The organism is Helicobacter pylori (assembly GCF_017594925.1).
GTDB lineage: Bacteria > Campylobacterota > Campylobacteria > Campylobacterales > Helicobacteraceae > Helicobacter > Helicobacter pylori_DP.
In genome coordinates this window covers 69,065-84,263 of sequence record NZ_JAALNT010000001.1, presented here as the reverse complement: position 1 = coordinate 84,263, position 15,199 = coordinate 69,065, and the positions used below count along the sequence as shown (strand labels likewise).

General features: G+C 39.4%; 13 protein-coding genes and 1 tRNA gene. 6 read left to right on the top strand and 8 right to left on the bottom strand.

Annotation, left to right across the window (positions count from 1 at the left end):
- The first annotated feature begins 33 nt into the window (after positions 1-33).
- Entirely contained in the window at positions 34-1,113 is a 1,080-nt protein-coding gene (gene msrB / locus G6069_RS00375; protein WP_197293028.1) for a peptide-methionine (R)-S-oxide reductase MsrB, read from the top strand.
- A gap of 414 nt (positions 1,114-1,527) precedes the next feature.
- Here msrB and G6069_RS00370 read toward each other — a convergent pair whose 3' ends face one another.
- Positions 1,528-2,361, bottom strand: coding sequence for a sulfite exporter TauE/SafE family protein (locus G6069_RS00370; protein WP_100977117.1), 834 nt, complete (start codon positions 2,359-2,361; stop codon positions 1,528-1,530).
- Between the two features lie 212 nt (positions 2,362-2,573).
- Complete coding sequence (gene sabA / locus G6069_RS00365) at positions 2,574-4,661, bottom strand: Hop family adhesin SabA/HopD (RefSeq protein WP_231627780.1); 2,088 nt, start codon at positions 4,659-4,661, stop codon at positions 2,574-2,576.
- Positions 4,662-4,916: 255 nt separating this feature from the next.
- Between sabA and G6069_RS00360 the strand changes: the two genes are divergently transcribed.
- The gene (locus G6069_RS00360) at positions 4,917-6,074 is read left to right on the top strand and encodes a SulP family inorganic anion transporter (RefSeq protein ID WP_197293027.1); all 1,158 of its coding nucleotides are present in this window, start codon (positions 4,917-4,919) and stop codon (positions 6,072-6,074) included.
- 34 nt (positions 6,075-6,108) lie between these two features.
- On the opposite strand, the gene G6069_RS00355 is transcribed toward G6069_RS00360, so the two are convergent.
- The 3 genes from G6069_RS00355 to kdsB all read right to left on the bottom strand — a co-directional run bounded on the left by G6069_RS00355 (position 6,109) and on the right by kdsB (position 8,690).
- Positions 6,109-6,183, bottom strand: a tRNA-Asn gene (locus G6069_RS00355).
- A gap of 128 nt (positions 6,184-6,311) precedes the next feature.
- Positions 6,312-7,763, bottom strand: coding sequence for a porin HopA (gene hopA, locus G6069_RS00350; protein WP_197293026.1), 1,452 nt, complete (start codon positions 7,761-7,763; stop codon positions 6,312-6,314).
- 195 nt (positions 7,764-7,958) lie between these two features.
- Entirely contained in the window at positions 7,959-8,690 is a 732-nt protein-coding gene (kdsB, locus tag G6069_RS00345; RefSeq protein ID WP_197293025.1) for a 3-deoxy-manno-octulosonate cytidylyltransferase, read from the bottom strand.
- Between the two features lie 106 nt (positions 8,691-8,796).
- Between kdsB and dsbK the strand changes: the two genes are divergently transcribed.
- From dsbK to G6069_RS00325, 4 genes are read left to right on the top strand one after another with little or no spacing between them, the layout of a single operon-like run.
- Positions 8,797-9,594: a protein disulfide-isomerase DsbK gene (dsbK, locus tag G6069_RS00340; protein WP_022576982.1), complete on the top strand. Its 798-nt coding sequence runs from the start codon at positions 8,797-8,799 to the stop codon at positions 9,592-9,594.
- Positions 9,595-9,609: 15 nt separating this feature from the next.
- Positions 9,610-10,257: a UPF0323 family lipoprotein gene (locus tag G6069_RS00335; RefSeq protein WP_197293024.1), complete on the top strand. Its 648-nt coding sequence runs from the start codon at positions 9,610-9,612 to the stop codon at positions 10,255-10,257.
- A 23-nt stretch (positions 10,258-10,280) separates the two neighbouring features.
- A complete protein-coding gene (locus G6069_RS00330) occupies positions 10,281-11,453 on the top strand; it encodes a glutathionylspermidine synthase family protein (RefSeq protein WP_001197154.1) in 1,173 nt (390 codons plus the stop codon).
- Positions 11,453-11,983 (top strand): hypothetical protein, encoded by a 531-nt coding sequence (locus G6069_RS00325; protein WP_197293023.1) that lies wholly within the window; start codon positions 11,453-11,455, stop codon positions 11,981-11,983. Before G6069_RS00330 ends, G6069_RS00325 begins: the two co-directional genes overlap by 1 nt.
- Before the next feature lie 766 nt (positions 11,984-12,749).
- On the opposite strand, the gene hcpE is transcribed toward G6069_RS00325, so the two are convergent.
- From hcpE to hemC, 3 genes are all read right to left on the bottom strand, one after another.
- Entirely contained in the window at positions 12,750-13,811 is a 1,062-nt protein-coding gene (gene hcpE, locus G6069_RS00320; RefSeq protein ID WP_197293022.1) for a Sel1-like repeat protein HcpE, read from the bottom strand.
- A gap of 93 nt (positions 13,812-13,904) precedes the next feature.
- On the bottom strand, positions 13,905-14,270 hold the full coding sequence (locus G6069_RS00315) for a c-type cytochrome (protein WP_197293021.1): 366 nt from the start codon (positions 14,268-14,270) through the stop codon (positions 13,905-13,907).
- A complete protein-coding gene (hemC, locus tag G6069_RS00310) occupies positions 14,270-15,190 on the bottom strand; it encodes a hydroxymethylbilane synthase (protein WP_197293020.1) in 921 nt (306 codons plus the stop codon). The genes G6069_RS00315 and hemC overlap by 1 nt, the downstream gene beginning before the upstream one ends.
- Positions 15,191-15,199 lie beyond the last annotated feature (9 nt).

Genomic DNA, 15,199 nt, shown 5'->3' with positions numbered 1-15,199 from the left:
CGGACACCATTAAAATTAAAACAAAGGTTGTCAATGAAAGTATTATCTTACTTGAAAAATTTTTATCTTTTTCTAGCGATAGGAGCAATTATGCAAGCGAATGAAAACATGGGATCTAAACTTCCCAAAACCGATGAAAGAGTGATTTACTTGGCTGGGGGGTGCTTTTGGGGGCTAGAGGCGTATATGGAGAGGATTTATGGCGTTATAGACGCAAGCTCTGGTTACGCTAACGGCAAGACTTCAAGCACGAATTATGAAAAATTGCATGAGAGCGATCATGCTGAAAGCGTGAAAGTGATCTATGATCCTAAAAAAATCAGTTTGGACAAGTTGCTACGCTATTATTTTAAGGTGATTGATCCGGTGAGCGTGAACAAGCAGGGTAATGATGTGGGCAAGCAGTATCGCACAGGGATTTACTATGTCAATAGCGCGGATAAAGAAGTGATAGACAACGCCTTAAAAGCGTTACAGAAAGAAGTGAAAGGCAAGATCGCTATTGAGGTAGAGCCGTTAAAAAATTATGTGAGGGCTGAAGAATACCACCAAGATTATTTGAAAAAACACCCTGGTGGCTATTGCCATATTGATTTGAAAAAGGCGGATGAAGTGATTGTAGATGACGATAAATACACCAAACCCAGCGATGAAGTTTTAAAGAAAAAACTCACCAAACTCCAGTATGAGGTGACTCAAAACAAACACACTGAGAAACCTTTTGAAAATGAGTATTACAACAAAGAAGAAGAGGGCATTTATGTGGATATTACCACAGGCGAGCCGTTATTTTCTTCAGCGGATAAATACGACTCCGGTTGCGGGTGGCCAAGCTTTTCTAAGCCCATCAATAAAGATGTGGTGAAATACGAAGACGATGAGAGCCTTAACAGGAAACGTATTGAAGTATTAAGCCGTATTGGTAAGGCGCATTTAGGGCATGTGTTTAACGATGGGCCTAAAGAATTAGGGGGCTTAAGGTATTGCATCAACAGTGCGGCTTTGAGGTTTATCCCCTTAAAAGACATGGAAAAAGAGGGCTATGGCGAGTTTATCCCTTATATCAAAAGGGGTGAATTGAAAAAATACATCAATGATAAAAAGTCGCATTAAGGGGGTATGACTAAGCCCCCTAAGGGGGTTAAAATGGGGGGTTTAAGCGTTTGGGTTGTCTTATGGGTTATTTTAAAAAACGCTAAAAATCACCTTAACTGATTGTTTTTTAACTATTCTTATTCAAAAAAAACCCCTATAAAATATTTTATCTCTTAAAAGAAGTCATTTAAAAAATGTATTTTTTGGCTCTGTTCTCATCAAATAAAGATAACTAAAACTTTTTACTTTTTTAAAAATAGGGTTTTTAATTTTATTTTTTGTTTCAAACTCATTTTTTAAGGGGGTAGGGGGTTATCCCATTACAACCCCCAAACTAAACCCCCCTAACCCTAAAGAAGCGCTTTTTTAGAGATTATCGCTTGTTAAAAATCAAGCTCTTTTAAAAAATGCCCTTGATTTATTTTTAAATTTTTAACCCATAATGAGCTTGTGTAAGGTCGCTAAAATGCTTAAGGCATAAATGAGGAGCAAGAGGATTTTATGTACCTTTTCATTAGCCAAAGCAATGAGCTTAATGCCAATGCCCACCCCTAAAAACGCTCCAATACCGGTAATCACCCCCGCTTGAACGCTTATATCATCAAGAACCTTCCCGTTATAAAGAGAGATGACCCCAGATAAAGAAGCGAACACCACAAAAAATAGCCCCAAAGGCACGATTTTTTTAGAATCGTATTTCAAAAAATAGCCCAAAAACGGCACCATTAAAATCCCCCCGCCCATGCCTAGTGGGATAGAAAAGATGCCGGTAACAAAACCGGCGAGCATCAAAACCCCATGCGTTCTATCCATAGACACAAAGGGGATTGGGCGCTTTTTTTCTGGCGTTTTGTTATTCGCATGCAAATCAAAATGCATTTCTTCAAAATGCTCTGGTTTCTTGTTGCTAGAAAAAGCGTATTTGATAAAGGTGTAGCACACCACCACCACAAACACAGCCATTAAAATCTTATCGTTAATGATTTTTAAGATAAAGCTCCCTAAAATCGCCCCCATTAGCCCTCCAAGCGCGGCAAATGAGCCTTCTCTCAAATCCAACAAGCCCTTTTTGTAATTGATGATAGAGCCGACCACTGAAGAAAAAAGCATTTGCATGAGCGAAATACCCACCGCATGGCTATAGCTAAAATGGGCAAAAATCGCGCTAGGGACGACAATCTCCCCCCCACCAATACCAAAAAACCCGGCGGTAATGCCAGTGAATAGCCCCACAAGAGCCAAAATAAACGCTGTTGATTCTTCCATAAAAAACTCCCTAAATTTTAAATTATTACTTTATCAAAAAAGAGTGATAATCTTTAAAAAATTTTCTTTCAATGATTACAAAAATAGGGTTTTGATTACTTTAATTTTATCGCTTGGGAGCGGTTGCAAGAGATTATCTAGGCTCTTTACTGCTTAATTTTAAAAAGGCTTTCAAGCGTTTTTAAACAAACCCCTTTTTTTAAAGAGGGTTTTTAGTAAGCAAACACATAATTGAGGAAAAGGCTATACATCCTTCGGTATTCTAGTTTAGCGCCCATGAAAGAATAGTAGCTTGTGTTGATCGTAGGGATTTTAAAACCTAGTTCAATGCCATGCTGAGCGGCATGATCGCTGTCTTTTTTCTTGGGCCTAGCGAGATTCATTCTCAAGCCTAAATCAAACAAAAATTGGAAGTTAGAAGTGCTGACCTTAGCGTTATAAATGCCATTCATCATGGTCAAATTCACTTGTTGGGAATTAAGCCATGAAGTCCCGGCTAGCGCAAAGCCACCAAAAAGCCCCACAGAAAGCTTGTTATTCTTGCCTAAAAAGTTGGTGTTTTTATCGTTGATGAAGTTATAAAGCGCATCCATACCCACCCCATAAGTCCACACATCAGAAGCGGAGTTGAAAAAGTTGGATTTAATGAATGCATGGTTGTAATCAAAAAAGCCATAATACCTTAACCCGCACCTTCTTTTTTTGCCAAAGAATTGCTTATAGCCCACTTGCACGCCGATGCCGTTCATCGCCCCGTTATTGGTTTGAGAACTGATCATGCCAAAGCGCCTGAAAGGGTTTTTGCCTAGTTCTTGCGTGGTGGTTTGGAGCTGGTTGTATTTGTCTGCATTTAAAGAATAAGTGAGCAAACCTTCTGGGGAATTAGGGTTTTGAGTGGAATGCGTCATGTTTTGAAGAGACTTAGCGTTAGGCAAGTTGGAGATACCATTATTAATCGCTGTAGAGTCTTTATTCAGGGTGTTAAGGGCTTCTTTAAAATTCAAAATGGTTTGAGCCAAAGCTTTCTCTTGATTGACCTGATTGCCATAATAAGCGGTGTGTTGCACCAAAGAGTTTAAAGTTTCCTTCACAAACGCGCAGCCTGAACCATAAGTGTTGTCGTTAATCACACCAGCCGATCCTGCGGTGCATTCTTCTAGATCTTGTTGGATAGGCCCTTGAATGCTGTGGAAATTGTCCGCAACTTGCTTAGCTAAACCTAAAATCTCTGCTTGAGCTTCAGCTCTATTGAGCATTTCTTGAGCGAATTGCTTATTTTTAGAAGTGTAGGGGTTGAAATTGTCTGGCTGCGTGATTCGGGTGTTTTCGTTAGCGTTAAGCTGTTTGGTTTTTGCTAGGGCTGTTTGAGCGTTTTTAATCATTTCGTTAATAGCGTTAAAAGAAGGGCCAAAAATATCCATCACAGTCCCGGTCTTGCCGCTAAACCCCCATGCCCCACCGCCACCATTCACATGCGGGTTTTGGGTGGTAAGGACATTGATGATAGTAGCGGCTTGTTGCAAAAGGTTTTCAGCGTCATTGACGCTGCTAATTTTTAGCTGGATTGGAATTGATGATCCGCCTGAATAATAATTGCCATTCCCATCAGGGTAAGTGTATTCTGTGGTAGGGTTTCTTGTGAAAGTTTGATTGATATTGACTACCATATTTTTAGAGCCATTCAAGGCAGGCATTCCACCCCCTTGACTTTGGTTTAAAGCGGTTTGGATAGTTTGATAAGCGGTATTGAGAGTCTGGTATTCACTACTAGATAGGATACCATTTGGCCCTACATTGCTAGCTCCATTGCAAGTGGTGGTGGTCGTTCCGCTATTAGTGCTGTAGCTGTAGTTTGGCGTGTTACTAAACGATCGAACGCCCCCATTTTCTAAATGATCTGTGCCAAGATTGGGACCAGGACCACAGCTGATACCAAAGGCTATGACTTGCCACATGCCAACAGCCGCATTGAGCGCTAAAGCCACAGCTTGATAGGCGGGGGAAGTGGTGGTAGCGCTAGTGAGGTTGATCGCGCTTGAGCTTAGATTGTCAATCGCACCCGTGATAGCGCTAGGCGTGCTGGCTAGATTGACTAAGGAATTTAAGTAATTGTATTGGTTTAAAAGGTTGCTCAAATTATCGTATTTGTCCGCAAGATTTTGCAACGCTCCTGTGTTTTTCACTTGTTGAACCGCTTCGCCGATCTGATAGCCCACGCTCATGTAAAATCCGTCATCTTCAGCCCTTGATAATGAAGCCATGAGAGAAAGAGAGAGTAAGAGGGATTTTTTGATTTTCATGTTTTTCCTTTTATTAGATTTTTGTTGGTTTCGCATTCCCATGATAGTCATGTTTATGAAATTTCGCCATTTTACCATAAAATGCTTATTCTTAACTTAAAATTTATATTTTGAAAAAAAAAAAAAACAATTTTAAGTATTTTTTACAATAAAATATCATATAGCTTGATTTACAGAAAAGGGATTTTATCCGGTTTGAAATTGGTTTTTAAACCTTTGGTTATAATGAAAGCGATTTGAATTGAAAAGAGTGGCATGTTTGAAAAGATACAAAAAGAATGGCTGAGCAACATTCAAAAAGATTTGCTGTCTGGTTTTGTGGTGGGGCTTTCTGTGATCCCAGAGACCGCTGGCTTTGCGATCATGGTGGGTTTAGATGTGGGCGTAGCGTTTTATACGACCTTTTACATGGCTTTTGTTTTGTCTTTTTTTGGGGCTAGAAAGGCGATGATTAGCGCAGCGGCTGGCTCAGTGGCGCTCATTTTAGTGGGTGTGGTTAAAAATTATGGGCTTGAATACGCGGGCGTGGCGACTCTTATGGCAGGAATATTGCAAATTCTTTTAGGCTATTTGAAAATAGGGAATCTTTTAAGATTTATCCCCCAATCAGTGATGTATGGCTTTGTGAACGCGCTAGGCATTTTGCTTTTAACAGAGCAATTCAAATTCCTTCAAAACCAAAATTTGGGGGTGTTTATCTTGCTCGCTATTGGAATATTGATTATTTACCTCTTCCCTTTAATCACTAAAAAAATCCCCTCTAATCTGATTTGTATCCTTGCAGTGAGCGCGATCGCTTTAATTTTTGATATGCATGCGCCGAATTTGGGGAGCATTGAGCAAGGGGTTTCAGGCTTTCATTTCATCATTATCCCCAAAAATTTGGATTTTAAAATAATGATAGAGTTGTTGCCTTACGCTCTTTCTTTAGCGCTAGTGGGAACGATAGAAAGCTTATTGACCGCTAAAACTTTAGACGTGATTTTAAAAGATGGCGTGAGCGATAAGAATAAAGAAACTAAAGCGCAAGGCTTGGGGAATATCATCTCAGGGCTTTTAGGGGGAATGACAGGGTGCGCTTTAGTGGGGCAGTCTATCATCAACGCAAAATCCGGGGCCAAAACAAGGCTTTCTACTTTTTTTGCCGGCTTTTCTTTAATGGTGCTGATATTAGTGTTTAATGAATACGTGGTTAAGATCCCTATTGTGGCGGTTGTGGCGGTGATGGTGATGATTTCTTTCACCACTTTTAATTTCCAATCCGTTATTAACATTAAAAAAATCAAGCTCTATGACACGCTGAACATGCTCTTAGTCGTGGCGGTGGTTTTATACACGCATAATTTAGCGATAGGGGTTGTGGTGGGGGTGTTAGTCAATGCGTTATGGATCAAATCCAAAGGGATTGCGTGAAGTTTTATTTTAAAAAGTTGGATAGCTAGAGATATGGCTCCAGATGTAGGATTCGAACCTACGACCAAGCGGTTAACAGCCGCCTACTCTACCGCTGAGCTAATCTGGAATTTCGCTCAAAAACAAAAAGAAATTTTAGTGTGTTTTTTGTAAAAAGTCAAGTAAAATGATGCCATTATTCACTTGAGAGCCAAAAAGTTGGCTTTGTTCTCATTAGTAATGAGAACCGATTTAATATCAATAAGCCAAAACATAATTGAGATACACGCTATAAAGTCTTCGGTAGGTTAATTTAGCGCCCATGAAAGAATAGTAATTGGTGTTGATCGTGGGGATTTTCACGCCTAATTCAATGCCATGATGGATCCCTTGAAGCCTTAAACCGGTGTTGAATAAGAATTGGAAATTGGTGTTGTTGATCTTAGCGCTGTAGGCGCTATTGGTGATTTTTAAATTCGCAGATTGGTTATTAAGCCATGTCGTTCCTGCTAATGCGATGCCCCCAAAAATACCAAAAGAGACTTTGCGGTTTCGATCGGATCCGCCATTGATGAAGTTCAATAAAAGATCACTGCCCGCGCCATAAGTGAAAACATTGGAAGCGGAGTTAAAAAAGTTGGATTTGATATACGCATAGTTGTAATCAAAAAAGCCATAATACCGGATCCCAAAAAATTTATTTTTCCCAAAGAATTGCTTATAGCCTAATTGCACGCCCACGCCATTCATCGCCCCGTTATTGCTTTGAGAATTAATCAATCCCACGCTTCTAAAAGGGTTATGGCCAAACTCTTTGGTGGTGGTTTGGAATTGAGAATATTGGGTTTCGTTGAGAGAATAACTATAGCTAGATCGGCTCACCAAACTGTGAAACCCTTTAGAATTAGGCGTTTTTTGAAGGGTGTTGTAGATGGTTTCTAAATTATCCCCTTTGAGGTAAGAGATGGTGTCATTGATAACGCTTGAGACTTGATTGAGGTTTTTATTGAAATCAGCGTTGTTAAACGCGCTTTGTTGGTTTGGACTTTCTGGGCTAGTTCTTCGGGCTTCTGCAGCGGCTTTTTTAGCGCTATCAATCATGCTATTGATGGCACTAAAGGTGTTGCCAAAAATAGCGCATGCGTTCCCGCTTGCATTAATGCCCCATGGTTTGCCATTGCCCCCATCTACGCTTGGGCATTGGCTTTGAAGGGTATTAATAATGGTGCCAGCTTGAGTTAAAAGATGTTCATAGTCATTTTTAATATTGAGATTATTGTTTTTATTTTCTAGGGTATTTTGGAGCAATTGAGAAATCGCATTGATTTTGTCGTATTCGCTAGTAGATAGCGAGTTATTGGCTAAATTAGAGGCTACCACTTGCCACATGCCCACCGCAGAGCTGAGCGCTGAGGACACGGCTTCTTTAGCGCTATTAGGGGTTGTTTTTAATCTGCTGGCGCTCTCTTTTAGATTATTAATCGCTTGAGTAGTGCTTGAATTGGTGTTAGAGGCCGTTTGTTTGAGTTCGTTATAGCGGGTTAAAAGATTGTTTAAATTTTCGTAAGCGTTGGAGACTTTTTGGATTTCGCCGGTGTTTTTCACTTGTTGAACCGCTTCGCCGATTTGGTAGCCCACGCTCATAAAAACGCCGTCATTTTCAGCAAGGAGCGATGAAACCATAAGAGAAAGTAAAATCGTTTTTTTCATAAAATGTTCCTTAAAGTAATGTTTTATTTGTAAAATCGTATCAAATTGAAACTTTATTTACAATTCGTTTGAAGTATGCCATAAATTTATTGAATTTTTAATAAAATTGAGCAAAAATTAAGAAATTTTGCTTTTTTTTTGGATTTAAAAAGAGGTTTTTTAATGGTGAAAAATGTTTTGAGTGCTTTTTTAAATTTATCTCTCAAGGAGATTGGGGCTAAAAATCTTTAAAGCGTTTTGCAAATCTTCTTGGGTGTCAATGCCTATGCTTTTACTTTGAACGATTTTTACTGCAATCTTTTTTTGGTAATACAAAGCCCTTAATTGCTCTAATTTTTCTATTTCCTCTAAAGCGCAAGGTTTTAAAGCGCATAATTCTTCTAATCTTTCTTTATTGTGGAAGCCATAAATACCGATATGCCCTAAAAGGGGGGTTTGGCGTTTCATATCAAAATCTCGTAAAAAGGGGATAAGGGAGCGCGAAAAATACAAGGCGTTATTTTGATGATCTAAAACCACCTTGACTAAATTAGGGCTTTTGGCTTGCTCTTCATCAATGACTTTAGCGCAAGTCGCCATGAAAGGGGCGTTTTGGGTGGCTTCTAATAAGTCTAAAATGACTTCTTTTTCTAAAAAAGGCTCATCGCCTTGCAAGTTTAAAACCCTTTCATCGTTTTTTAACCCTAAAATTCGCGCCGCTTCCAAACAGCGTTCTGTGCCGCTATTATGGTGTTTGGAGGTTAGCACCGCTTTAATGTGGAATTTTTGGCATGTTTGCATGATGCCTTCATCATCGCAAGCGACTACGCATTCATCTACAAGATTTGCATTTTTAGCGCAACGGACTACCATAGGCAAGCCAAAAATATCTTCTAGCACTTTATTTTCAAAACGACTGGATTTTAACCTAGCAGGAATGATAATCATCTTTAAACCTTTTTAAGCCAAAATAGGGGATTTTATGGTATTATACCCATTAAAAGCTTATTCCTTTTGTTGTAAGGATTTAGGCTATTGAATTTTAGGAGTTTTAATGATATTAAGAGCGAGTGTGTTGAGCGCGTTACTTCTTGTAGGCTTAGGGGCAGCCCCTAAACATTCAGTTTCAGCTAATGACAAACGGATGCAGGATAATTTAGTGAGCGTGATTGAAAAACAAACCAATAAAAAGGTGCGTATTTTAGAAATCAAACCTTTAAAATCCAGCCAGGATTTAAAAATGGTCGTAATAGAAGATCCGGACACTAAATACAATATCCCGCTTGTAGTGAGTAAGGATGGTAATTTAGTCATAGGGCTTAGCAACATATTCTTTAGCAATAAAAGCGATGATGTGCAATTAGTCGCAGAAACCAATCAAAAAATCCAAGCCCTTAACGCCACCCAACAAAATAGTGCGAAATTGAACGCTATTTTTAATGAAATACCGGCTGATTATGCGATAGAGTTGCCCTCTACTAACGCTGCAAATAAGGATAAAATCCTTTATATTGTTTCCGATCCCATGTGCCCGCATTGCCAAAAAGAGCTCACTAAACTCAGGGATCACTTGAAAGAAAACACCGTGAGGATGGTTGTAGTGGGGTGGCTTGGGGTCAATTCGGCTAAAAAGGCGGCTTTGATCCAAGAAGAAATGGCGAAAGCTAGGGCTAGGGGAGCGAGCGTGGAAGATAAAATCTCTATTCTTGAAAAGATTTATTCCACCCAATACGATATTAACGCTCAAAAAGAGCCTGAAGATTTACGCACTAAAGTGGAAAATACCACTAAAAAGATTTTTGAATCTGGCGTGATTAAGGGTGTGCCTTTCTTGTATCATTATAAGGCATGATATAAGGTTACTCTCATGAAAAAACCCTACAGAAAAATTTCTGATTATGCGATCGTGGGTGGTTTGAGTGCGTTAGTGATGGTGAGCATTGTGGGGTGTAAGAGCAATGCCGATGACAAACAAAAAGAGCAAAGCTCTCTAAGTCAAAGCGTTCAAAAAGGTGCATTTGTGATTTTAGAAGAGCAAAAGGATAAATCTTACAAGGTTGTTGAAGAATACCCTAGCTCAAGAACCCACATTATAGTGCGCGATTTGCAAGGCAATGAACGAGTGCTTAGTAATGAAGAGATTCAAAAGCTCATCAAAGAAGAAGAAGCCAAAATTGACAACGGCACGAGCAAGCTTATCCAGCCTAATAATGGAGGGAGTAATGAAAGCTCAGGCTTTGGCTTGGGGAGCGCGATTTTAGGGAGCGCAGCGGGGGCGATTTTAGGGAGTTATATTGGCAATAAGCTTTTCAATAACCCTAATTATCAGCAAAACGCCCAACGGACCTACAAATCCCCACAAGCTTACCAACGCTCTCAAAATTCTTTTTCTAAAAGCGCACCTAGCGCTTCAAGCATGGGCGGAGCGAGTAGGGGACAGAGCGGGTTTTTTGGCTCTAGTAGGCCTACTAGCTCGCCGGCGGTAAGCTCTGGGACAAGGGGCTTTAACTCATAATTTAATCTATTTAAGGCTAAAAAATGCAAGTGATTCCTTTAAAACCTTTAGACAATAAGACCTTAGAAGAAATCGGCTTAGATTGGCACACGAATGACGACATGTCATCTTATATCGCTGATGAAATGGTGGTTGTTTCTCAAAAAGAAGCGGACGCTTATTATGACGCTTGTAATGAGCTTTATGACATGTTTGTAGAAACGGCTGAAGAGGCCATTAAAAACGATCGCTTTTTTGAATTGGATATTCCTAACGCGCTCATTCCTATGATCAAACAGAGTTTTGAAGAAGAAGTGCATTGGCATATTTACGGGCGTTTTGATTTAGCTGGGGGGCTTGATGGCAAGCCCATTAAATTATTGGAATTTAACGCTGATACCCCCACCATGCTCTATGAAACTGCGGTGATCCAATGGGCGTTACTCAAAGCCAATGGCTATGATGAAAACAAGCAATTCAATAACCTTTATGAAGCGCTTGGCGAGAATTTTAAACGCATGGTAACTTTAGGCGAAGACACGAGCCGTTTTGAGGAAATGTATGAGGGGTGGAAAATCCTTTTTTCAAGCGTTAGGGGGAATATTGAAGAAGAGCGCACCATGCGTTTTTTGCAAGACGCTGCTCAGAGCGTGGGGTTTGAAACGGATTTTTCTTACATTGATGAAGTAGAGTTTAATATAGAAGAGGGCGTGTTTAAAAACGGCTTGAATTATGAGTTTTTATTCAAACTGATCCCATGGGAAAATATCGCTATTGATGAGCCAGAATTAGCCCTTTTGATGCAAGGCATGATGGAAAATAAAAACACGATTTTTTTAAACCCGGCTTATACGATCCTTTTCCAATCCAAGCGTTTTTTAAAACTTTTATGGGACAGATACCCCAACCACCCCTTATTGCTAGAAACGAGTTATGAGCCTTTAACCCATAAAAAGCAAATCAAAAAAGTGGCTTTTGGTAGGGAAGGGGCGAATAGTGAAATCTTTGAAGCTTCCATGCAATCGCTTTTAAAAACGGATGGCGTTTATTCTAACCACAAACCCGTTTATCAAGAGTTTTACGAGCTTAATTCGCATAACGGGTTGTATTATCAGCCTAATGTGTTTTTTGCTTATGAATCTTGCGCGCTAGGGTTTAGAAAAGGGGGGTTAATTTTGGATAATTTTTCTAAATTCGTGAGCCACAGGTTGCAGTAATGACTGCAATGATGCGTTATTTTCACATTTATGCGACCACTTTTTTCTTCCCTTTGGCGCTTCTTTTTGCGGTTAGCGGGCTTGCATTGCTCTTTGGGGTGCGCCAAGACACTGGCGCTACTATCAAAGAGTGGGTTTTAGAAAAATCCTTAAAAAAAGAAGAACGATTGGATTTTTTAAAAGACTTTATAAAAGAAAACCATATCGCTATGCCTAAAAAGATAGAGCCTAGAGAGCATAGAGGAGCGTTAATCATTGGCACGCCTTTGTATGAAATCAACCTTGAAACTAAAGGCGCTCAAACAAAAATCAAAACCATTGAAAGGGGCTTTTTAGGCGCGCTCATCATGCTGCATAAGGCTAAGGTGGGTATCGTGTTTCAAGCACTTTTGGGGATTTTCTGTGTGTTTTTATTGCTGTTTTACTTGAGCGCGTTTTTAATGGTGGCTTTTAAGGACACTAAACGCATGTTTATAAGCGTTTTGATAGGGAGTATCGTTTTCTTTGGAGCGATCTACTGGTCTTTGTAGGTTTTAAAATATCAGCTTTGTTTTGGATATTGGTTATGAAATCTAAAAAAGGCCTTTGGGTGTTTTGACAACCAAAATAAAAAAGCTTGCGTAAGCGATAATTTCTCATAAGGCGTTCTTAGGGGATTAGGGGGATTTTAAAAAAGGGGGTTGTAGGGGAATGATTTCAAAATACCCCTTATCCTTTTATGAGTTTTAAAAACCCTATTTTTTAAAAAATTAAAGAATAACTAAACCAACACAAAAAACCCTTAAAACTCGCACCTATCTTTAAACTAAAAGCGTTTTTATCTGTCTCACCTAACAACAATTTTTAAAAGAACGCTTGAAATTTAACTATTTTTCGTTATTTTTATCAAGTCTTTTTATAGCACATGCATACCACTCTATTATCGTGTGATTCGTGTTTGTAGCGTGCTTATAATAGCAACACGCAAAGCCATAAATTAAAGCCATTGAAAAACACAACCAAACGCATATCTATCCCATAGCGCAAAAACACGCTAAAACATTTTTATAGGACTTTTAAACCTAAAACCCACTTCAAGCTAACCTAACAAAAATTTATACTATAAAAACACGCTAACAAACACAACCAAACAACCGCAAAAAACATTCAAAAAGTTTTCTTTTTGAAAATAGACAAAACCCTAAAAACACTAAAGATTAAAAATTAATAGGGGGGCTTTCTGCTTTAGCTCTTAAAACAGAGCCAAATCTTTGAAAAGTTTTGAGTTAAACATAATTTAGGGGATTGGTTAAATTTTCAATACCCCCTAAGTTTGGTGAGGTTTTCGCATGCTTGTTTCATGCCTAGCTTACAGCCCTTGTCATAAATCATTATGGCGTTTTCTTTATCTTTCATGTTGTAATACATGCCCGCTAGAGCGAAGCAACCCACTTCATCGCCCATATCGCAACCCCTTTCATAATTATCAAGGGCTTTCCTCAAGTCTTTTGGAACAGTGTCCCCTTGCGAATACATAAAGCCCATCCTAGAGCAACTCACCGCGCTCCCCATATCGCATGCTTGTTTGAAATAATCAAAAGCCTTTTGGGGATCTTTTTTGACATACCTGCCTAACATATACATAGAGCCTAAACTCGCGCAACCACCAGAATTGTTTAACCCGCAAGCTTTTTGCAAATAATCAAACGCCACTTCAAAATCTTCATCAAGCCCTGCATCGCCATTTTCAAACAAACTCCCTAACGCACGGCAAGCCTGCCCATCATCCAATCGGCATGCTTTCAAATAATAGATGACGGCTTTATGGTTGCTTTGTTTGACTTCTAAAAAGCCTTTTTCATAAGCCACGCCTAAAACATAACACCCCTTAGCCATATCAAAATTACAGCTTTTTTGGTAGTAGGTAACCGCTTGATCGGCATTGCCTTTGATTTTTCTATCATAAATAATGCCTAAATTGTAGCAACTCTCAGGGTGTTTTAAAACGCACGCTTTAGCGTAAGCGTCAATGGCTTCTTGATAATTTTGAGTTGTGCCTAACCCCTCATCATAAAGCCCCCCTAAACCAAAACACCCTTCCCTATCATCAGCCTGGCATGCGGTTTTATAATATTCTAGGGCTTTTTTATAATCTATTCTAGTGCCTTGCCCGTTTTCATAAATGATTCCTAATTGCGTGCAACCTTCACTCACCCCATCGTTGCATGCTTTTTTAAAATAAGATGTGGCTTTAGAATAATTCCCGCTTTTATAGGCTCTTTCAGCAATCCCCAAAAAACTATTGTCTTGTTTCCCCCATAAATGGGCATTCAAAAAAAATAACCCACAAACTAATATTTTTAAAATTTTGACACTCATTTTTACCTTCTTTTAAATTCTGATTTTTAGAACCCTTCTTTAATCAAAACAAAAAATGCAACGCTCCATTTTAGCATAAATCAAGCGCTTTGATTAAGGCTTAAAAGGTTCCTTATGCTCTTCTTTATGCTCTAAAGAGGTGATATAAAGGTAAATCGCTTGGATTTCTTCTAAATTGAGATTGTATTTAGGCATCATGCCTTTGCCCAAACTCAAGGCGTCTTTAAAGGTTTTAAAATCTAAATGGTTGATTTTAGGGGCGTAGAGGATTTTTTTTTCGCCTTTTTCATAATAAAAAGTGATTTCTTGTTGTTCGCCTTTAATGCCATGGCATTTCGCGCACGCAACACCCCTAGGGTTTTTATAAAGAGCCATCCCGTATTCAAAATCAGAGATGAAATCCGCTTCTTTAGCGCCTAAATTCAATAAACTGATAATTAGCGCGATAAACAAACGCATTAAAACAACTGCGCCTTTTCTAAAATCTCTTTGGCCCCGCTTTGCAAAAATTCTTCTAAAAGCTCTTGCACTAAATCAAACGCCTTAGTCTTATCCCCTCGCTTTTCTTTAGTGATGACTTCTTTCCCGTTAGGCAAGCCTAAAACCGCCTGGATTTTAACCCTATCACCCATTAAACTCGCATGCACGCCCACAGGGATTTGACACCCTCCATTAAGCCCCTTAATAAACTCCCTTTCTAAATGGCAGCAAAATGCGCTTTCTTCATCGTTGAGTTTTTGAAGCGTAATAAAATGCTTGTGGTTTTTGAGCATTTCTACCCCTAAAGCCCCTTGACCCATGCTGGGAATCATTTCTTTTACGCTAAAAGCCTTGCGGTATTTCGCCCCTTGAACGTTTAAACGCCCTAACCCCGCTTCAGCCAAAATGATAGCGTCAAATTCTCCGCATTCAAGCTTTTTCAAACGGGTTTGGACATTCCCCCTTAAGCTTTCTGTGTCTAGATCCTGACGCTTCAGTTTGATTTGCATGGAGCGCCTTAAAGAAGTTGTGCCAACCTTGGCTCCTTTAGGCAAACTCATCAAATCAGGGAATTTCACGCTCAAAAAAGTGTCCCTCACATCAGCCCTTTTGGTGATGCATGCCAAGTCTAACCCCTCTTCAAACACGACCGGCACATCTTTTAAAGAATGCACCGCCAAATCAATTTCGCCTTTTAAAAGCAGTTCTTCCAATTCCTTAGTGAATAGCCCCTTACCGCCAATCTTATTTAAAGGCGCGTCTAAAATCTTATCGCCAGTGGTTTTAACGATTTGAATCTCGCTTTCCATAGAGCATTCTTTTTTCAGGCGTTCTTTAATGTGATTCGCTTGCCATAAGGCCAGTTCGCTCCCCCTAGAGCCAATCACTAATTTTCCCATTCCCTCCCC

Bases quoted from the DNA above. Each gene is read 5' to 3' on its own strand.
- msrB (WP_197293028.1), top strand. From the start codon at position 34: ATGAAAGTATTATCTTACTTGAAAAATTTTTATCTTTTTCTAGCGATA.
- G6069_RS00370 (WP_100977117.1), bottom strand. From the start codon at position 2,361: ATGGAAGAATCAACAGCGTTTATTTTGGCTCTTGTGGGGCTATTCACT.
- sabA (WP_231627780.1), bottom strand. From the start codon at position 4,661: ATGAAAATCAAAAAATCCCTCTTACTCTCTCTTTCTCTCATGGCTTCA.
- G6069_RS00360 (WP_197293027.1), top strand. From the start codon at position 4,917: ATGTTTGAAAAGATACAAAAAGAATGGCTGAGCAACATTCAAAAAGAT.
- hopA (WP_197293026.1), bottom strand. From the start codon at position 7,763: ATGAAAAAAACGATTTTACTTTCTCTTATGGTTTCATCGCTCCTTGCT.
- kdsB (WP_197293025.1), bottom strand. From the start codon at position 8,690: ATGATTATCATTCCTGCTAGGTTAAAATCCAGTCGTTTTGAAAATAAA.
- dsbK (WP_022576982.1), top strand. From the start codon at position 8,797: ATGATATTAAGAGCGAGTGTGTTGAGCGCGTTACTTCTTGTAGGCTTA.
- G6069_RS00335 (WP_197293024.1), top strand. From the start codon at position 9,610: ATGAAAAAACCCTACAGAAAAATTTCTGATTATGCGATCGTGGGTGGT.
- G6069_RS00330 (WP_001197154.1), top strand. From the start codon at position 10,281: ATGCAAGTGATTCCTTTAAAACCTTTAGACAATAAGACCTTAGAAGAA.
- G6069_RS00325 (WP_197293023.1), top strand. From the start codon at position 11,453: ATGACTGCAATGATGCGTTATTTTCACATTTATGCGACCACTTTTTTC.
- hcpE (WP_197293022.1), bottom strand. From the start codon at position 13,811: ATGAGTGTCAAAATTTTAAAAATATTAGTTTGTGGGTTATTTTTTTTG.
- G6069_RS00315 (WP_197293021.1), bottom strand. From the start codon at position 14,270: ATGCGTTTGTTTATCGCGCTAATTATCAGTTTATTGAATTTAGGCGCT.
- hemC (WP_197293020.1), bottom strand. From the start codon at position 15,190: ATGGGAAAATTAGTGATTGGCTCTAGGGGGAGCGAACTGGCCTTATGG.